At 66.8% G+C, this 17,366-nt stretch carries 17 protein-coding genes; 8 read left to right on the forward strand and 9 right to left on the reverse strand.

The window, feature by feature from the left end; translation table 11 throughout:
* Positions 1-14: 14 nt before the first annotated feature.
* From hslU to CLG96_RS10700, 4 genes are all read right to left on the reverse strand, one after another.
* Positions 15-1,316 carry an ATP-dependent protease ATPase subunit HslU gene (hslU, locus tag CLG96_RS10685; RefSeq protein ID WP_107967866.1) on the reverse strand — a complete coding sequence of 434 codons (1,302 nt, stop codon included), beginning with the start codon at positions 1,314-1,316 and terminating at the stop codon, positions 15-17.
* A 97-nt stretch (positions 1,317-1,413) separates the two neighbouring features.
* A complete protein-coding gene (gene hslV / locus CLG96_RS10690) occupies positions 1,414-1,968 on the reverse strand; it encodes an ATP-dependent protease subunit HslV (protein ID WP_107967867.1) in 555 nt (184 codons plus the stop codon).
* Positions 1,969-2,090: 122 nt separating this feature from the next.
* Complete coding sequence (locus CLG96_RS10695; RefSeq protein WP_107967868.1) at positions 2,091-2,519, reverse strand: CoA-binding protein; 429 nt, start codon at positions 2,517-2,519, stop codon at positions 2,091-2,093.
* A 30-nt stretch (positions 2,520-2,549) separates the two neighbouring features.
* On the reverse strand, positions 2,550-3,557 hold the full coding sequence (locus CLG96_RS10700; RefSeq protein ID WP_107967869.1) for an Mrp/NBP35 family ATP-binding protein: 1,008 nt from the start codon (positions 3,555-3,557) through the stop codon (positions 2,550-2,552).
* Between the two features lie 72 nt (positions 3,558-3,629).
* On the opposite strand from CLG96_RS10700, the gene hflK reads away from it, so the two are divergent.
* The 5 genes from hflK (at position 3,630) to CLG96_RS10725 (ending at position 10,007) form a co-directional block, all read left to right on the forward strand.
* On the forward strand, positions 3,630-4,706 hold the full coding sequence (hflK, locus tag CLG96_RS10705; RefSeq protein WP_107967870.1) for an FtsH protease activity modulator HflK: 1,077 nt from the start codon (positions 3,630-3,632) through the stop codon (positions 4,704-4,706).
* Positions 4,703-5,572, forward strand: a complete 870-nt coding sequence (gene hflC, locus CLG96_RS10710) for a protease modulator HflC (RefSeq protein WP_107967871.1) — start codon at positions 4,703-4,705, stop codon at positions 5,570-5,572. Before hflK ends, hflC begins: the two co-directional genes overlap by 4 nt.
* Positions 5,573-5,683: 111 nt before the next feature.
* The gene (locus CLG96_RS10715) at positions 5,684-7,243 is read left to right on the forward strand and encodes a Do family serine endopeptidase (RefSeq protein WP_107967872.1); all 1,560 of its coding nucleotides are present in this window, start codon (positions 5,684-5,686) and stop codon (positions 7,241-7,243) included.
* A 128-nt stretch (positions 7,244-7,371) separates the two neighbouring features.
* Positions 7,372-9,006, forward strand: coding sequence for a helicase HerA-like domain-containing protein (locus CLG96_RS10720; RefSeq protein ID WP_107968097.1), 1,635 nt, complete (start codon positions 7,372-7,374; stop codon positions 9,004-9,006).
* A gap of 50 nt (positions 9,007-9,056) precedes the next feature.
* The gene (locus CLG96_RS10725; protein WP_207796660.1) at positions 9,057-10,007 is read left to right on the forward strand and encodes an isopenicillin N synthase family dioxygenase; all 951 of its coding nucleotides are present in this window, start codon (positions 9,057-9,059) and stop codon (positions 10,005-10,007) included.
* A gap of 3 nt (positions 10,008-10,010) precedes the next feature.
* Here the strand turns inward: CLG96_RS10725 and CLG96_RS10730 are convergent, their stop codons facing one another.
* The gene (locus CLG96_RS10730; RefSeq protein WP_243395733.1) at positions 10,011-10,358 is read right to left on the reverse strand and encodes a hypothetical protein; all 348 of its coding nucleotides are present in this window, start codon (positions 10,356-10,358) and stop codon (positions 10,011-10,013) included.
* Positions 10,355-10,801 (reverse strand): preQ(1) synthase, encoded by a 447-nt coding sequence (gene queF / locus CLG96_RS10735; RefSeq protein WP_107967873.1) that lies wholly within the window; start codon positions 10,799-10,801, stop codon positions 10,355-10,357. Before queF ends, CLG96_RS10730 begins: the two co-directional genes overlap by 4 nt.
* A gap of 215 nt (positions 10,802-11,016) precedes the next feature.
* Here queF and sseA point away from each other — a divergent pair, with 215 nt between their 5' ends.
* The 3 genes from sseA to CLG96_RS10750 all read left to right on the forward strand — a co-directional run bounded on the left by sseA (position 11,017) and on the right by CLG96_RS10750 (position 14,159).
* Positions 11,017-11,853: a 3-mercaptopyruvate sulfurtransferase gene (sseA, locus tag CLG96_RS10740; RefSeq protein ID WP_107967874.1), complete on the forward strand. Its 837-nt coding sequence runs from the start codon at positions 11,017-11,019 to the stop codon at positions 11,851-11,853.
* Positions 11,854-11,905: 52 nt separating this feature from the next.
* Entirely contained in the window at positions 11,906-13,090 is a 1,185-nt protein-coding gene (metC, locus tag CLG96_RS10745) for a cystathionine beta-lyase (RefSeq protein WP_107967875.1), read from the forward strand.
* 247 nt (positions 13,091-13,337) lie between these two features.
* Positions 13,338-14,159 carry a TorF family putative porin gene (locus CLG96_RS10750; RefSeq protein ID WP_107967876.1) on the forward strand — a complete coding sequence of 274 codons (822 nt, stop codon included), beginning with the start codon at positions 13,338-13,340 and terminating at the stop codon, positions 14,157-14,159.
* 53 nt (positions 14,160-14,212) lie between these two features.
* Here CLG96_RS10750 and CLG96_RS10755 read toward each other — a convergent pair whose 3' ends face one another.
* From CLG96_RS10755 to CLG96_RS10765, 3 genes are read right to left on the reverse strand one after another with little or no spacing between them, the layout of a single operon-like run.
* Positions 14,213-15,160 carry a 50S ribosomal protein L11 methyltransferase gene (locus tag CLG96_RS10755; protein ID WP_107967877.1) on the reverse strand — a complete coding sequence of 316 codons (948 nt, stop codon included), beginning with the start codon at positions 15,158-15,160 and terminating at the stop codon, positions 14,213-14,215.
* Positions 15,150-15,863, reverse strand: coding sequence for an SDR family NAD(P)-dependent oxidoreductase (locus tag CLG96_RS10760; RefSeq protein WP_107967878.1), 714 nt, complete (start codon positions 15,861-15,863; stop codon positions 15,150-15,152). The genes CLG96_RS10755 and CLG96_RS10760 overlap by 11 nt, the downstream gene beginning before the upstream one ends.
* Before the next feature lie 43 nt (positions 15,864-15,906).
* Positions 15,907-17,265, reverse strand: coding sequence for a methyl-accepting chemotaxis protein (locus CLG96_RS10765; protein ID WP_107967879.1), 1,359 nt, complete (start codon positions 17,263-17,265; stop codon positions 15,907-15,909).
* Positions 17,266-17,366 lie beyond the last annotated feature (101 nt).

Consider the following 17,366-nt stretch of genomic DNA (forward strand, 5'->3'; position numbering starts at 1 on the left):
CATGACGAAGAGATTCAGAGCACATATTTGCTGAGATCGGTGTTGCGCGCGATCGCCGCGAGCTGCTGCTCCACATAGGCCGCGTTGATCGTCAGCGCGCTGCCCTTCCGATCCTCCGCGTCGAAGCTCACTTCTTCGAGCAGCTTTTCCATCACCGTCGAGAGCCGCCGCGCGCCGATATTCTCGATCTGGCCGTTCACCTCCGCCGCGATGCGGGCGATGGCGGCGATGCCGTCGTCGGTGAAGCCGATTTCCACACCTTCCGTGCCGATCAACGCGCGATATTGCTCGGTGAGCGAGGCGCGGGTGGAGGAGAGAATGCGCACGAAATCCGCCTCGGTCAGCGCCTTCAGCTCGACGCGGATGGGCAGGCGGCCCTGAAGCTCGGGCAACAGATCGGACGGCTTGGCGACATGGAAGGCACCGGAGGCGATGAAGAGGATATGGTCCGTCTTCATCGGACCATATTTGGTGGCGACGGTCGTGCCCTCGATCAGCGGCAGCAGATCGCGCTGCACGCCCTCGCGGCTGACCGATCCGCCACGCACGTCGGAAACGGCGATCTTGTCGATCTCGTCGAGGAAGACGATGCCGTTCGCCTCGGCATCGGCCAAGGCCGCGCGGTTCACCTCATCCTGGTCGAGCCGCTTGTCCGCCTCCTCGTCGACCAGCTTGGCCCAGGCGGCGCGTACCGGCAGGCGGCGGCGCTTGGTGCGGGCATGGCCGAACGCCTTGCCCATCATGTCGCTGAGATTGATCATGCCGACCTGGCCGCCCATGCCGGGGATTTCCAGCGGCATGCCGCCCGCATCCTCCAGCTCCAGCTCGATCTCCTTGTCGTCAAGATGGCCGTCGCGGAAGCGCTGGACGAAGGAGGCGCGGGTCGCCTCGCTCGCATCCTTGCCGACGAGTGCGTCGAGCAGCCGGGCGAGGGCTGCTTCCTCCGCCTTGTCCTTCACTGCATTGCGGCGGCGTTCCTTTTCGAGCCGCACGGCTTCCTCGACCAGATCGCGCGCGATCTGCTCCACGTCGCGGCCGACATAGCCGACCTCGGTGAACTTGGTCGCCTCCACCTTGACGAAGGGCGCGTCGGCGAGCCTCGCCAGCCGCCGGCTGATCTCCGTCTTGCCGCAGCCGGTGGGCCCGATCATCAGGATATTCTTGGGCGACACCTCGTCGCGCAGCCCGTCGGGCAGATGCTGGCGCCGCCAGCGATTGCGCAGCGCCACGGCGACCGCGCGCTTGGCGTCATCCTGGCCGACGATATGCGCGTCGAGCGCCGCGACGATGGCTTTGGGAGTAAGGGCGTCGTTCATTCTCGAAACTCTTTGGTGATCGGTCCGGTGAGGCAGGGGGACTGTCTCCGCCGGACGCGACAAGGAAGGCATCGATCCCTTGCGGGGCCGATGAATATCAAGAAAGGCTGTCCAGCGTCTCGACCGTTAGATTGCCATTGGTGAAGACGCAGACATCGGCGGCGATGCCCATCGCCTTGCGGCAGATCGTCTCGGCATCCTCTTCATAGTCCACCAGCGCGCGGGCGGCGGAGAGCGCGAAATTGCCGCCCGATCCGATCGCGGCGATGCCGGCTTCGGGCTCCAGCACATCGCCATTGCCGGTCAGGATCAGCGTCGTCTCCTTGTCGGCCACGATCATCATCGCCTCCAGGTTGCGGAGATATTTGTCCGTCCGCCAATCCTTCGCGAGCTCGACCGCGGCGCGCATCAGATGGCCGCTATGCCGTTCCAGCTTCGCCTCCAGCCGCTCGAACAGGGTGAAGGCATCCGCCGTGGCGCCCGCAAAGCCGCCCACCACCTGCCCGTCGCCCAGGCGGCGCACCTTGCGCGCATTGGGCTTGATCACCGTATTGCCGAGCGAAACCTGCCCGTCGCCGGCCACCACCACCTTGCCGCCGCGCCGCACCGACAGGATTGTCGTGCCGTGCCAGCCTATCTTATCCTCGCTCATTCTATCCCCGATCTGATTTCGGCGACGCATATGGGGTCGGGCGGGCGATGCGCAATCGGTGCGCCCCGCCAACGAACGGGAAAGCGGCCGCCCGGCATGCAGGCGCGGCGGCGCGCGCCGCCTCAGCCGATCTTCGCCAGTCCCAGACGGGGTATGTCGATCGCCGGGCAGCGATCCATCACCACCTTGAGGCCCGCCGCCTCGGCGCGCGCGGCGGCCGCCTCGTTGACGACGCCGAGTTGCATCCACACCGCCCTGGTGCCCGCTTCGATCGCCTGATCCACCGCCTCGCCGGCGGCTTCGGGCCGACGGAAGATGTCGACCAGGTCGATCGGCTCCCCGATCTGCGAAAGCTCGCGCCAGACATATTCGCCATGGACATGCTCTCCCGTTATCTGCGGATTCACCGGCAGCACGCGATAGCCATGATCCTGCAGGAACTTCATCACCCTGTAGCTCGGCCGGTCGGGCCGGTCCGACAGGCCGACCAGTGCGATGGTCCGCGTCTCGTTCAGCAGCGTGGCGATCTCGGCATCGGTGGTGAGCGGCATGATCTACTCCCTGTCCGGGGCAGTCGCGGATCAGAACCCGCCGGGCGGCGACGGGTTCAACCAGGCTGCGATCCGCGTCGCGATCGCGCGGAAGGGCTCGGCCTCGGGCCCCTCTCCGGCGGCGGGCGGGGTGCCGGCGTCGGATGCGGTGCGGATGCCGATCGCCAGCGGCACCCGGCCGAGAAAGGGGAGGCCCAGCCCCTGCGCCGCCGCCTCCGCGCCGCCTGTGCCGAACGGATCGGACGCCTCCCCGCAATGCGGGCAGATATAGCCGGCCATATTCTCGACCAGCCCGATCACGGGCACGTTCGCCTTGTTGAACAGGTCGATCGCGCGCGTCGCGTCCATCAGCGCCAGATCCTGCGGCGTGGAGACGATCAGGGCGCCGGCCGGGCGGTGCTTCTGGATCATGCTGAGCTGCACGTCGCCGGTGCCGGGCGGAAGATCGAGGATCAATATCTCCGCATCGTCCCAGCGCGCATCGACGAGCTGGCCCAAAGCGCTCGCCGCCATCGGCCCGCGCCAGGCGATCGCCTGTCCGCTGGGCACGAGCTGGCCCATGGAGAGCATCGGCACGCCATAATCGGTCTCGACCGGCACGAGCTGCTTGTCCACCGCGACCGGCTTTGCCTCTTCGGCATGCATCAGCCGGGGCTGGGAGGGACCGTAAATATCGGCATCGACCAGCCCTACCTTGAAACCGCTCCGGGCAAGCGCCACCGCAAGATTCGCGGCGAGCGTCGATTTGCCGACCCCGCCCTTGCCGCTGCCGACCGCGATCAGCCTGCGTTCACGCTTGGCAGCGGTGAGCGCAACGCGCACGCGCGACACGCCCGGCACGCGGCCGAGTTCCGCCTTCACCTGCGTTTCGAGCGCGGCCCGCTCGGCATCGTCGAGGCCCGTCACATCCAGGATCACGTCGGCCGTGCCGTCCGCCAGGCGGGGCGGGGCGGCGCGGCCCGAGGCGATCAGGCCCGCTCCACCGGAAGGGTCGGCGATGCGATCGAGGGCGGCCGAAAGAGGGTCCTTGCTGCTCATGCGCGGTGCCATAGGCGGTTCGCCGGGCAAAGGGCACTGTTTTTCCCGACGGCCCTTCCTATAATGACCCGCATGAATAGTATTTCCGGACAGGATGCCGATGGCCAGGCCATGTTGAACGAGGGCGGCCCCTGGGGCGGCCGCGGTGGTCAGAATGGCGGGTCGGGCGGCGAAGGCGGCGGGCTTGGGCCCCGTAATCCGTGGAACCAGCCGCCGCGCCGGCGGCCGTCGGGCGGCAAGCCCAATCTCGGCCCCAGTGCGCTCGACGAGCTGCTGCGGCGCGGGCGCGACAGGTTTGGCGGTGGCTTCCCGCAGGGCAATGGCAAGCCGATCTGGTTCTGGTTCGTCGCGGCCTTCGCGCTGCTCTGGCTGCTATTCACCAGCGTCCACCGGATCGAGCCGGGCGAGCGCGGCGTGATCACCCGGCTCGGCCGGTTCGCCGGCGTGCTGAATCCGGGCATCAGCCTGTCCTTCCCCGCGCCGATCGACCGGGTGGCGACCGTCGCGGTCGAGGATATCCGCACCAAGGATATCGGATCGACCGCGCCCAATTCGCAGAATCTGATGCTGACGGGCGATCAGAACATCATCGATCTCGCTTATTCGGTGCGCTGGAACATCCGCGATCCCGAACTCTATCTCTACGAACTGGCCGATCCGGACGATACGGTCGGCGAGGTGGCGGAAAGCGCGATGCGCGCCGAAATCGCGCGCGTCACGCTGGACGATGCGATCGGCCCGCAGCGCAGCCAGATCGAGGCCCGCGTCGCCAGCCGCATGCAGGAGATACTTGACGGCTATCGCGCCGGCGTCACCATCCAGGGCATCGCCATCAAGCAGGCCGATCCGCCCCAGGCGGTGAACGATGCCTTCAAGGAAGTGTCCGCCGCGCAGCAGGAGGCGCAATCCTATCTGAACGGCGCGCGCGCCTATGCGCAGCAGCTGCGCGAGAAGGCGGCCGGCGAGGCGGCGGCGTTCGACCGCGTCTATGCCGAATATCGCCTCGCGCCCGACGTGACCCGCAAGCGCATGTATTATGAGACGATGGAGAAAGTCCTGGCCAAGACCGACAAGACCGTGGTGGAGGCGCCGGGCGTGACCCCCTATCTGCCGCTGGGGCAGCTTCAGCGCGGGAGCCAGCCGCGATGAGCGCCGCGAGCCAGATCAGCCGCCATCCGATCGCCTGGGCCGTGCTGGCGGTGATTGCCATCATCATCATGTCCAGCGTGTTCGTGGTCGTGCCCGAAACCAAGCAGGCGCTGATCGTGCGGCTGGGCGAGCCGAGGCGCGTCTACAACCCCTACCAGCCCAATCAGGACTTCGGCCGCACCGGCGCCGGCCTGGTCGCGCGCATCCCTTTCGTCGACAATATCGTCTGGATCGACAAGCGCGTGCTCGATTTCGACATGGAGCGCCAGTCGGTGCTGTCGACCGATCAGCTCCGGCTCGAGGTGGACGCCTATGCGCGCTACCGCATCGTCAACCCGCTGCGCATGTATATTGCGGCGGGCAGCGAGCGGCGCGTGGCGGAGGCGCTGCGCCCGATCCTTGGCTCGGCGCTGCGCAACGAGCTTGGCAAGCGGCCCTTCGTCGCGCTGCTGAGCCCCGAGCGGGGGCAGGTGATGGACAATATCCAGGCCGGGCTTAATCGCGTCGCTCGCCAATATGGCGCGGAGATCGTCGACGTGCGGATCAAGCGCGCCGACCTGCCCGACGGTACGCCGCTCGACAGCGCCTATCAGCGGATGCGCACCGCGCGCCAGCAGGAAGCGCTGACGATCCGCGCGCAGGGCATGCGCGAGGCGCAGGTGATCCGTGCGGATGCCGATGCGGAAGCCGCGCGCGTCTATGCCGAAAGCTTTGGCAAGGATGCGGATTTCTACAATTTCTACCGGGCGATGCAGTCCTATCGCACCACCTTCGGCACGGATGACGATCAGCCGCGCGGTTCGGCCTCGGTGATCCTCTCGCCGGACAATGAATATATGAGGGAATTCAAGGGGCGGCGGCCCTGATCGGCCGCACCGGGCCCGATGCCGTTCAATAAACGTTCAGACTCGTATCCGGAATTTTCCGCCCCTGCACGGCCCGGCCGGGCGGATTGAATGTCGAGGAGGTTTGCTATCGTGCGTTACGCCTATGCCATCACCGCGGCTCTGCTCGCTGGTGGTGCGACTGCCACAATGACGCTCCAGCAGCCCGTCGCGGCGCAGATCGCGCAGAATGCGCCGGGGGCGATCAATGCCGCCCCGCCGCGCGTCGGCGCGCCGATGAGCTTCGCGGACCTCGCCGCCCGTCTCCAGCCTGCCGTCGTCAACATCTCGACCACGCAGCGTGTCGAGGTGCAGCAGCAAAATCCCTTCGCGGGCACGCCCCTCGATGATTTCTTCCGCCGTTTCGGCGGCGGTGGCGGCTCCTCGCCGGACGGCCGGCCGATCACGCGTGAGGCCCAGTCGCTTGGCTCGGGCTTCATCATTTCGCCCGATGGCTATATCGTCACCAACAATCATGTGATCTCGGGCGGTCCCACCTCGGCGGGCAATGCCACCGTCTCCTCGATCAAGGTGACGCTGCCGGATCGCAAGGAATATACGGCGCGCGTGATCGGCAAGGATGCGCAGTCGGATCTGGCGGTGCTGAAGATCGAGGCGCGCGACCTGCCCTTCGTCCAGTTCGGCGATTCCACGCGCACCCGCGTCGGCGACTGGGTGGTGGCGATCGGAAACCCCTTCGCGCTCGGCGGCACGGTCACGGCGGGCATCGTCTCGGCGATCCACCGCTCGATCAACCAGGGCGGCGCCTATGATCGCTACATCCAGACGGATGCAGCGATCAACCAGGGCAATTCGGGCGGCCCGATGTTCGATCTGAACGGCAATGTCGTCGGCATCAACACCGCCATCTTCTCGCCCACCGGCGGCAATGTCGGCATCGGCTTCGCCATTCCGGCGGAAGAGGCCAAGCCCGTCATCGACGCGCTGATGAAGGGCGGCCGCGTGCGCCGCGGCTATCTGGGCGTCGGCATCCAGCCGATGACGGAGGACATCGCCGCTTCGCTGGGCCTGCCCAAGGATCGGGGCGAGATCGTCAGCCGCGTCGAGCCGGGTCAGCCCGCCGCGCGTGCCGGCATCCGCCAGGGCGATGTGATCGTGAAGGTCAATGATCGCGATGTCTCGCCGGACAATACGCTCTCCTACATCGTCGCCAATGCGCCGATCGGCTCGCGCGTGCCGGTCGAGCTGATCCGCGATGGCAAGCGCCAGACGGTGACGGTCATCGTCGCCGAACGTCCGCCCGAGGAGCAGCTCGCGGCGACGGCCGAGGAGGAGTTTGGCGAAGGGCCGTCGTCCGGCCAGGGCAGCGAAGCCGCGCCGCAATCGGCCCGGGCCGCGATCGGCCTGTCGCTCCAGACGGTCACGCCGGAGATTGCGCGCCAGCTTCGCCTGCCGCCCAATACCCGCGGTGTCGCCATCGCGGCGGTCGATCCGTCGAGCGATGCAGCCGCCAAGGGCCTCCAGCCGCGCGACGTGATCATCGCCATTGCCCAGCGTCCCGTCGCGACCACGCAGGAAGCCGCCGCCGCGATCGACGCCGCGCGCCGTGCCGGGCAGAAGACGGTGCTCCTGCTCGTCCAGCGGGGCAATTCGCCGGCGCTCTATGTCGGGGTTGACCTGCGCCAGAATTGATGGCGACCTTGCGACCCTCCCGCCGGTGACGGGAGGGTCGCGAGCGACGTGGGCGACGCCGGTCCGCCATCTACGGGACGGACGATCGATTTCCGGGACAGGGCGTCTGTAGAATAAAGGGGATGGGCATGACCGACGCGCCGGGCATCTTCATCGGCGCCGGATCGACGGGCAGCCGCCAGATCCTCAACATGCGCCGTGCCAATCGCCATGGGTTGATCGCGGGTGCGACCGGCACGGGCAAGACGGTCACGCTCCAGGGCATTGCCGAAGGCTTTTCGCGCGCGGGCGTGCCCGTCTTCGTCGCGGATGTGAAAGGCGATCTCGCCGGCCTCGCCATGGCCGGATCGCCCACCGCCTCGATCCATGCCACGCTTGCCGCGCGCGCTGCCGAGATTGGCGATACGGGCTGGTCCTATGCCGACAATCCGGTCGTCTTCTGGGATCTGTTCGGCGAGCAAGGCCATCCGATCCGCACCACCATCAGCGAGATGGGGCCGCTGCTGCTCGGCCGGCTGATGGGGTTGAACGAGGTGCAGGAAGGCGTGCTCTCGATCGCCTTCCGCGCGGCAGATGAGCAGGGAATGCTGCTCCTCGATCTGGCCGATCTTCAGGCGATGCTTGCCTGGACGGCCGAAAATGCCGCCGATCTTTCCGCCCGCTACGGCAATGTCACCCGCGCCAGCGTCGGCGCGATCCAGCGCCAGCTGCTCCAGCTCGAAGGACAGGGCGGGGACCGCTTCTTCGGCGAGCCCGCGCTCGACATCCATGATTTTCTGGGCCTCGACGAACAGGGGCGGGGACGCATCAACATCCTCGCCGCCGACCGGCTGATGGCCGCGCCGAAGCTTTACGCCACCTTCCTCCTCTGGCTGCTGTCCGAACTGTTCGAGACGCTTCCCGAGGTCGGAGATCCGGACAAGCCCAAGCTCGTCTTCTTCTTCGACGAGGCGCATCTGCTGTTCGACGACGCGCCCAAGGCGCTCAACGACAAGATCGAGCAAGTGGTGCGCCTGATCCGTTCCAAGGGCGTCGGCGTCTATTTCATCACCCAGAATCCGATCGACGTGCCGGAGGATGTGGCGGGACAGCTCGGCAACCGCATCCAGCATGCGCTGCGCGCCTTCACGCCGCGCGACCAGAAGGCGATCCGCGCCGCGGCGGAGACGTTCCGCGCGAGCCCCGGCCTCGACGTCGCCACCGCGATCACCGAGCTCAGGGTGGGCGAGGCGCTCGTTTCGCTGCTCCAGCCCGATGGCGCGCCCTCGCCGGTCGAGCGCACGCTGATCCGCGCGCCTTCCTCGCGCGTCGGGCCGTTGACGGAGAAGGAGCGTGCGATGCTGCGTTCGCTCTCGCCGCTCGAGGGCAAATATGATGCGCTCGTCAATCGCGAGTCGGCGCAGGAAATGCTCGCGGCCAAGGCGGGCGATGCGAAGGCCGCCGCCGAGCAGGCGCGTCTCGAGGCGGAAGCGGCCAAGGCACAGGCGGAGGAGGCCAAGGCCGCCGCGCGCCAGGCCCAGCTCGATGCGCGCCAGCGTGCGGCTGCCGAGCGCGAGGCCGCGCGTGCCGCTGCCGCCCAGGCTCGCGCCGAGGAGCGTGCCCGCGCCGCCGCCGCGCGCGAGGCGGCCAAGCCCAGCATGACGGAGAAGATGATCCACTCCGCCGCGCGCTCGGCTGCCTCCTCGATCGGGCGCCAGATTGCCGGCCGGGTCGGCAGCGAGCTGCTGCGCGGGCTGCTCGGCGGGCTTTTCAAGGCGCGCTGAGCGCGATCCTCCCGCTTTGCGCCGTTACGGCGGCGCGCTAGAAGGCGCGCATGACCATCACCGCAGAACCCGCCACGATCGCCTCCGTCTCGCTCGCCGGGGAGGCGCGTGACCCGGAAGGTTTCGCTCATGCGCTCGGCACCTCTTTCGAGCGGTTCGGCTTCGCCGTTGTTTCCGACCATGGCATCGATTCCGCGCTGATCGCCCGCGCCGATGCCGCCGCGCGGGCCTTCTTCGCGCTGCCGGACGAGGTGAAGCGGCGCTATCATGTGCCCGGCACCGGCGGTGCGCGCGGCTACACGCCTTTCGGGATCGAGACCGCCAAGGATGCGACCCATGTCGATCTGAAGGAATTTTGGCATGTCGGCCGCGAGCTGCCCGAAGGGCATCGCTTCGCCCAATATATGCAGCCCAATCTCTGGCCAGACGAGAGTGCCGATTTCCGCGAGACGCAGCTCGCTCTGTTCGCGGCGTTCGAGGATACGGGCGAGCGGCTGCTTTCCGCGATCGCGCGCCATCTCGGCCTCGCGCCCGACTGGTTCGACGATACGGTGGCGGATGGCAACAGCGTGCTGCGCCTGCTCCATTATCCTCCGGTCTCGCCCGACGCTCCCGGCATCCGCGCCGGTGCGCATGAGGATATCAACACCATCACGCTGCTGCTCGGCGCCGAGGAAGCGGGGCTCCAGCTTCTCGACCGCAATGGCGAGTGGCTGGCGGTCGCGCCGCGCGAGGGCGAGCTGGTCGTCAATGTCGGCGACATGCTGCAGCGGCTCACCAACAATGTGCTGCGCTCCACTACGCACCGGGTGATGAACCCGCCGCCCGAACGGCGCGGCTTCTCGCGCTATTCGATGCCCTTCTTCCTGCATTTCCGCCCCGATTTCCTGATCGAGACGCTGCCTTCCTGCATCGATGCAGAGCGGCCGAACCTCTATCCGGAGCCGATCACGGCGGATCAGTATCTCTGGCAGCGGCTGCGCGAGATCAAGCTGGTCTGAACGCTATTTGCGGGGCCTGCATTCGGGCAGGCCCAGCGTCTTGAGCTCGGGGCAGCGCCGCACCTGCACCGACGCGTCCGGCCCGATGAACAGCGCATAATCGCCGCCGCGACCGCAGCGCGCGGTCCACATCACCAGATTCTTGTAGTCCTGCTGCCGGCCGGCGGCATCGACCCGGTTGCAATATTGACCCGAGTCGAGGATCGCCCGGCGCAGCGTCGCGCGGCGGGGAATATCGTCCAGCTTCTCCAGCCGGTCGCTGAACGGATTGGGTTTCGGCTTCGGCTGCTGCGCCGCCACGGGCGTCGCGATCAGGGCCGTGGTCAACAGGGCGGCCAGCAGGCGCATCATCCTCTCCCCCTATAGCTCGGCACGCCCTGATCGGGCAGCCACAGCCCCTCCGGCACGGGGCCCGATTGCCAGAATACGTCGATCGGTATCCCGCCGCGCGGATACCAATAGCCGCCGATGCGCAGCCAGAGCGGCTTCATCTCGCTTGTCAGCCGCTCGCCTATGCCGACCGTGCAATCCTCGTGGAAGGCGGCATGATTGCGGAAGGAACCGAGGAACAGCTTGAGCGACTTCGATTCGACGATCGTTTCGCCCGGCGCATAGTCGATCACCAGATGGGCGAAATCGGGCTGGCCCGTCACCGGGCAGAGCGAGGTGAATTCGGGTGCGGTGAAGCGCACCAGATAAGGGCGGCCGGGGCGCGGATTGGGGACATAATCGAGGATCGCCGCTTCGGGCGTCTGGGGCAGGGCCGATGTCTGGCCGAGATGGATGGGGCTCATGGCTCCACGATCTAGGGTGCGCCGCGGCACCGCGCAACCAAGGGCGAGCGATCGCCAATAGGGGGCTCGACGCAAGCTCCGCAAATGATTAAGATAAGGCATATCAGTTTCGCTGCTTCCTCCTCCCCAGGCAAAGGCAAGCGCGGCCGTTTTCGGAACGCTTTTCGGTTCCGCTTGTTCGGCGCGCCTGTGATCGTTGTGGAAGGATGCAAGTCATGGAATTACTGGTCACCACCGAATGGCTTTCCGGCGAAATGGGCACGCCCGATCTTCGGGTGGTCGATGCCAGCTATTTCGCCTTGTCGCCCGAGCGTGACGCGCGGGCGGAATATGAGGCGGAGCATATTCCGGGCGCGGTGTTCATGGATCTGGGCGGGCTGGTGGACAGCGACTCGGCGCTCCCCTCGACCTTGCCGCCCGCCGAGAAGTTCGCCAGCCGCATGCAGGCGCTGGGGCTCGGCGATGGCAGCCGCATCGTCCTTTACGACAATAGCCCGCATCACACCTCGGCGCGCGCCTGGTGGATGTTCAAGCTGTTCGGCGCGCATGATGTGGCGATCCTCGATGGCGGGCTGTACAAGTGGAAGGCCGAGGGACGGCCGCTCGCCAGCGGCAAGGAGACGTTGCGCCACCGCCACTTCACCGTCTGGAAGGACAGCGCCACCATCCGCACGCTCGATCAGATGAAGGCCAATCTGCGCAGCGGGGCCGAGCAGGTTGTCGATGCCCGCTCGGCGGCGCGCTTCTCGGGGCAGGAATCCGATCCGCGCCCCGGCGTTGCCCCCGGCCATATCCCGGGTAGCGTCAACCTGCCCTATGACCGGCTGTTCCACACGGACGGGACATGGAAGCGCGGCGAGGAACTGCGCGGCGTGTTCGAGGAAGCGGGCGTCGATCTGTCCCGGCCGCTGGTCACGACTTGCGGATCGGGGATCACGGCGGCCGTGCTGCTGTTCGGTGCGGCGCTGCTCGGCAAGAAGGATGTCGCGCTCTACGACGGCTCTTGGAGCGAATGGGGCGCGGATGCGGGGACCGAGAAGGCGCTGGCCTGAGGCTTTTCGCTCCCGTCTTTCCCGGCGGGGATGTTCGGTGCAAGGAATGTGTATGACACATTCGCCCGCCGACCGCCCCGCCACCCGTCTCGTCACCGCCGGCCGCCGCAAGGAATGGACCGCCGGCATCGTCAGCCCGCCCGTCTGGCGCGCCTCCACCATATTGTTCGACAGCGTCGCCGATCTGCGCGCGGCCGTCCGCTCGCCCAATGACCGGCTCTATTATGGCCGACGCGGCGGGCCGACCCAGTGGGCGCTCGCCGATGCGCTGACCGAGCTCGAGCCGGGCGCTGCGGGCACGATGCTCTATCCCTCGGGCGTGGCGGCGGTCACGACCGCGCTGCTCTCCGTCCTCTCGCCCGGCGACGAATTATTGATGGTCGACAGCGCCTATGAGCCGACGCGCGCCTTTTGCGACGCAATGCTCGCGCCGCTCGGCATCAAGACGCGCTATTATGATCCGCTGATCGGCGCCGGCATCGCCGATCTGTTCACCGATGCGACCAAGGCGGTGTTCCTCGAAAGCCCGGGCAGCCTGACCTTCGAGGTGCAGGATGTGCCTGCCATCTGCGCGGCGGCAAAGGCGCGCGGCATCGTCACCCTGCTCGACAATACATGGGCGACGCCGCTCCTCTTCCCCGCGATCGGTCATGGCGTCGATCTCTCGATTCTCGCCTGCACCAAATATGTCGTCGGCCATTCCGACGCGATGCTCGGATCGGTGACAGCGGCGCCCGGCCATTTCGAGGCGCTGCGCCGCTATACCCATCTGCTCGGTCAATGCATCAGCCCCGACGATGCCTTTCTCGGCAGCCGCGGATTGCGTACGCTGGGCGTGCGGCTGAAGGCGCATGGCGAGGGCTCGATCGCGGTGGCCCAATGGCTCGCCGAGCAGCCCGAGGTCGCGCGCGTGCTTCATCCCGCGCTGCCCGGATGCCCCGGCCATGAATATTGGGCGCGGGACTTTGCGGGCGCCTCGGGCCTGTTCGCCTTCATGCTCAAGGGCGGCGACGATGCGGCGCGCGCGCGGCTGATCGATGGACTGGAGCTTTTCGGCATCGGCTTTTCATGGGGCGGTTTCGAGAGCCTGGCGCTTCCTGTCGATCCGGCGCGTATCCGCACCGCCCGGCGCTGGCAGGGGGAAGGGCTGCTTGTGCGGCTGCATATCGGCCTGGAAGATCCGGCAGATCTGATCGATGATCTGGCGCGCGGGCTAAGACGTTTTACTTACGTATAAATTCCCAATCATGCCGACTATATTGCGTGAAAAGTAACTGAACTGATCTTATCTTGTTGCTGTCAAGCAACAGTCGATGCGTGAAAGCATTTTTTCTGATTTGGGTAAGTTGTGCGGTGCATTGTAATTCTGCAATAAAAATAGCTGCAGGAAGGTCATCGGGTCCGTCCGCTTGTCGGGGAAAAGAGATCCGGTCCTTTTTGCGCAGGGCGGAACTGGGCCAGTAACCACGAGGGGGGATTTCTCTATGCGCAAGAATTCCTGTGCTCTTTTCCTGTCGGTCATAGCTGCGGCGATGGCGGCGCCTGCCTTTGCGCAGGAAGAGGCGTCCAGCCCGATCACGATCAGCGGTAGTGTTGCTCTCGTGTCTGATTATCGCTTCCGCGGCGTTTCCCAGAGCGACGAGGAAATGGCGGTTCAGGGCGGCCTCACCATTTCGCACGAGAGCGGCTTTTATGTGGGCACATGGGGGTCCAATCTCTCCGGCTGGGGCACGTTCGGCGGATCGAACATGGAGCTCGACCTATTCGGCGGCTTCAAGATGCCGATCAACGATGGCAGCGCGATCGATGTCGGCCTGCTCTGGTACATGTATCCGGGCGGCGCCAACGAAACCGATTTCGCCGAGCTTTATGCCAAGCTGAGCCACACGGTGGGCCCGGCGACGCTTACCGCGGGCGTGGCCTATGCGCCGAAGCAATTCGCCCTCGCCAACGTGTCCAACGCGCCCAACAGCCGGGGCCAGAAAGAGGATAATCTCTATATCTCCGGCGATGCGGCGGCGGCCATCCCGAACCTGCCCATCACGCTGAAGGCGCATGCGGGCTATTCGGACGGCAATCCCGGCCTGGGCCCGAACGGCACCAGCGTCGCGCCGACGGGCGAATATTTCGATTGGTCGGCGGGCGCGGACTGGGCCGTCTATAAGAATCTGACGGTCGGCGTCTCTTATGTCGATACCGACATCTCGCGCAGCGAGTCGGCCTATCTGCTGCCGAACTTCAGCAAGGGCGGCACCGAGTCGATCGCCGACGCGACGGTGGTCTTCTCGATCTCCGCGGCCTTTTAAGGCAAAGCGGCGCTTCGCGGCCGAGGCGTTTGTCGCCTCGGCCGTTCGGGCTCTCAGCTCTGTTTCTTCAAGCGGAGCGTGGGCCAATCGCCGCGGTCGATGCGGTCGGCGGGCAGGAGGCCTTCGTCCGCATAGGCGGCGATCACCGCATCGGCCTGATGATCCAGCAGCCCCGCCAGGATCACCGATCCGCCCGGCGCGACAGCGGCGCAAAAGGACGGGGCCAGATCGATCAGCGGACCGGCAAGGATGTTCGCGATCAGCAGGTCGTAGGGCGCGCGTGCTTGCAGCCGCTCATGCTCCACGCCGGGCGCCACGATCAGTTCGAGGTGATCGGGGCCTTCGCCGGTCGGAATGCCGTTCGCCACGGCATTTTCCTCGCTCACATCGATCGAGACGGGGTCGATGTCGGACGCGATGATCCGTGCCTGTGGCCAGAGCGCGCGGGCGGCGAAGGCGAGCAGACCCGTGCCCGTGCCGATATCGGCGATATTGGCGAAGATCGCGCCGTCCTCGGCCAGCCGGTCGAGCATCAGCAGGCAGCCCGTGGTCGTCTCATGATGCCCCGTGCCGAAGGCGCGGCCCGCCTCGATATGGAAGGCGACCGTCTCGGCGGGAACGGCATCGGCATGGGCGGCGGTATGGACGAAGAAGCGTCCGGCGCGGATCGGCTCCAGCCAGTTCTGGCTGATCGTCACCCAGTCGGCATCCTCGACGGGCTCGATCAGCGCCTCGATCCCACGCGCGCTGGGCACCAGCTCGCGGATCAGCGCGATCGTCGCCGGATCGGGCTCGCCCTCGAAATAGGCGTCGAGTTGCCAATCGTCGGGCCTGGCCGGATCGGGCTCGCTGGTCATCAGCACGGGCGGCGCGTCCATATCGTCGAACGCGGCGACATGGCCGGAAAGTGCCTCGGCCTCCTCCTTGTTGCAGGGCAGGGTAAGTTTCCAGCTCTGGCTCGCCTGCGGCGTCCAGTCCGGCAGATTGCCGCTATCGGACATAGCTTGCTCCATTCACGTCGATCACCGCGCCCGTCATGGACGGCGGCGCTTCCAGGGCGAGGAAGCGGACGGTTTCGGCCACCTCCTCAGGCATGGCGACGCGGCCGAGCGGGATGTCCGCAAGCAGCCTGTCGCCGCCCCGGCTGGCGAGATAATCCTCGGCCATGCCGGTCATGGTGAAGCCGGGGCAGACCGCGAAGGCGAGGATATTCTCCGCCGCGTGGCCGCGCGCGATCGTCTTGGTCATCGCCACCATGCCCGCCTTGGACGCGGCATAATGCCAATGGGCGGGGCTGTCGCCGCGATAGGCGGCGCGGCTGGCGATGTTGATGATCCGGCCGCCGCGTGCTTGCTCCCGGAAATGGCGCACCGCCAGCCGGCAAAGCTCGGCCGAGGCGGTGAGATTGATCCGCATCGTCCGCTCCCAGGCGGCCGACCATTCGGCATCGGCCATGTCGAGCGGTGCGGCCTCGAAGATGCCGGCATTATTGACGATCGCGTCGATGCGGCCGTCGAGCCGATCGAGCGCCTGTTCCCACAGCTCCGCCGCAGCCCCTTCGCGCGACAGGTCGGCGGCGATTGCGGTCTTGTCCGACGCGCGGCTGGCATGGCCGACGAGGTGGACGTCGCGATCCCGGAAGGCCTGCATCACGGCGCGGCCGATGCCCCGGCTGGAGCCGGTAACGAGAATATGGGTGGTCATGCGCCCGCCGATAGGCGGCCGGGGCGCATCAGGGAAGGGCCTCTCAGGCGGCGATGCGCGAGACGAATTCGCTGGTGGTCGTCTCCAGCCGCGACAATTGCGTGTCGACGGCGCGGAAGCGTGCGCTCAACTGATCGATGTCGCCGGCGACATTCTCCGTCTCGCTGCGAATGGCGGCGATGGTGGAGGACATGGAATCCGCCGCCAGCGCCGTCTCGTCGACCGCGGCGGTGATCATCGTCACCGTCTGCGCCTGTATTTCCATCGCCTCGCGGATGCGCTGGGCGGAGGTCTGCACCTCGCCCACCGTGTCGCGAATCGAGCCATTGGCGTCCACCGTCTGGCGGGTCGCGGCCTGGATGGCGAGGATCTTGGCGGCAATATCGTCGGTTGCGCGCGCCGTCTGGTTGGCGAGGCTCTTCACTTCCTGCGCCACCACGGCGAAGCCGCGCCCGGCATCGCCTGCGCGCGCCGCCTCGATCGTGGCGTTGAGCGCGAGCAGGTTGGTCTGGCCGGCAATGTCGCGGATCAGGCCGAGGATCGACTCGATCGCCTGGGCATGGCCGGACAGCGCCTGCGATATGGCGACCGCCTTGGCCGACTGGTCCGTAGCGCGAGTCGCGATGCCGGCGGCGACTTCGACCTCGCCGCGTGCCTCCTCGATCGCCCGGATCAGCCCGGCGGCGGTCCGCGCCGCCTCGCGCATCGCCACGGCGGACTGTTCGGCGGCGGCGGCCACTTCGGACGCCTTGCCCAGCATGCCGCGCGCGGAGGAGGAAACGTCACCCGTATGGCTGCGCAATTTCTTCGAATCCTGCAGCGTTTCGGTGAGGATCTCCGAAATATCGCTGCGGAAGGCATTGCTTTCGACGACGCGGGCGAGCGTCGTCTCCAGCCGGCCGATCGCGCCGAGCTGGGCATTGATGATCTCGAGCTCCACCGCGAGGAGGCGGAACAGCAGCTCGCCGGCAAAGGTCACGAATGCGGCGTCATCCCCAAAACGCGCCGCGATCCGCCGATGGACGGCAGACCAGTGACGCGCGATCAGATCGGTGACGAGCGGAAGTGCTACGCCCTCTTCCGCGATGATCGTGCCGTGATGCGCGATCGCCTGGATCCAGGCGGCGTCGATCGGCTGTTCGAACATCGTCCGTACGAGCCGCTCGACCGTCTCGCCGAAACGCCGCGAGGTCGCGCCGATCGGCGAGGGATGATGGTCGTCGGGCGACGGCCGCAGAAAGGCGCGCGTCGCCTCCATCACCACGGACCCGGCCCGATCCCACAGGCGCGCGAGATCCTGCCGCAGCCGTCCGTCGCCATTATAGGCGGACAGGCGCAGGGCGATTTCGCTCTCGTCGAGCGAGACTTCTCCCGGTTGCAACTGCGAGCCCATCATCATCATCGCGACTAACCCTTTGTCCGCCATTCTGACGTGGGATAAAGCGGGGTGGTAAACATGTCGTTAGCTGCCGCATTCCGTGCCGCCAGCAGTTGCAACATGAG

It is taken from the genome of Sphingomonas oleivorans (assembly GCF_003050615.1).
GTDB classification, from domain to species: domain Bacteria; phylum Pseudomonadota; class Alphaproteobacteria; order Sphingomonadales; family Sphingomonadaceae; genus Sphingomonas_H; species Sphingomonas_H oleivorans.

What these genes read in the sequence shown, in the direction of transcription:
- hslU (WP_107967866.1), bottom strand. Translation starts at nt 1,316, where the DNA reads ATGAACGACGCCCTTACTCCCAAAGCCATCGTCGCGGCGCTCGACGCG.
- hslV (WP_107967867.1), bottom strand. Translation starts at nt 1,968, where the DNA reads ATGAGCGAGGATAAGATAGGCTGGCACGGCACGACAATCCTGTCGGTG.
- CLG96_RS10695 (WP_107967868.1), bottom strand. Translation starts at nt 2,519, where the DNA reads ATGCCGCTCACCACCGATGCCGAGATCGCCACGCTGCTGAACGAGACG.
- CLG96_RS10700 (WP_107967869.1), bottom strand. Translation starts at nt 3,557, where the DNA reads ATGAGCAGCAAGGACCCTCTTTCGGCCGCCCTCGATCGCATCGCCGAC.
- hflK (WP_107967870.1), top strand. Translation starts at nt 3,630, where the DNA reads ATGAATAGTATTTCCGGACAGGATGCCGATGGCCAGGCCATGTTGAAC.
- hflC (WP_107967871.1), top strand. Translation starts at nt 4,703, where the DNA reads ATGAGCGCCGCGAGCCAGATCAGCCGCCATCCGATCGCCTGGGCCGTG.
- CLG96_RS10720 (WP_107968097.1), top strand. Translation starts at nt 7,372, where the DNA reads ATGACCGACGCGCCGGGCATCTTCATCGGCGCCGGATCGACGGGCAGC.
- CLG96_RS10725 (WP_207796660.1), top strand. Translation starts at nt 9,057, where the DNA reads ATGACCATCACCGCAGAACCCGCCACGATCGCCTCCGTCTCGCTCGCC.
- CLG96_RS10730 (WP_243395733.1), bottom strand. Translation starts at nt 10,358, where the DNA reads ATGATGCGCCTGCTGGCCGCCCTGTTGACCACGGCCCTGATCGCGACG.
- queF (WP_107967873.1), bottom strand. Translation starts at nt 10,801, where the DNA reads ATGAGCCCCATCCATCTCGGCCAGACATCGGCCCTGCCCCAGACGCCC.
- sseA (WP_107967874.1), top strand. Translation starts at nt 11,017, where the DNA reads ATGGAATTACTGGTCACCACCGAATGGCTTTCCGGCGAAATGGGCACG.
- metC (WP_107967875.1), top strand. Translation starts at nt 11,906, where the DNA reads ATGACACATTCGCCCGCCGACCGCCCCGCCACCCGTCTCGTCACCGCC.
- CLG96_RS10750 (WP_107967876.1), top strand. Translation starts at nt 13,338, where the DNA reads ATGCGCAAGAATTCCTGTGCTCTTTTCCTGTCGGTCATAGCTGCGGCG.
- CLG96_RS10755 (WP_107967877.1), bottom strand. Translation starts at nt 15,160, where the DNA reads ATGTCCGATAGCGGCAATCTGCCGGACTGGACGCCGCAGGCGAGCCAG.
- CLG96_RS10760 (WP_107967878.1), bottom strand. Translation starts at nt 15,863, where the DNA reads ATGACCACCCATATTCTCGTTACCGGCTCCAGCCGGGGCATCGGCCGC.
- CLG96_RS10765 (WP_107967879.1), bottom strand. Translation starts at nt 17,265, where the DNA reads ATGATGATGATGGGCTCGCAGTTGCAACCGGGAGAAGTCTCGCTCGAC.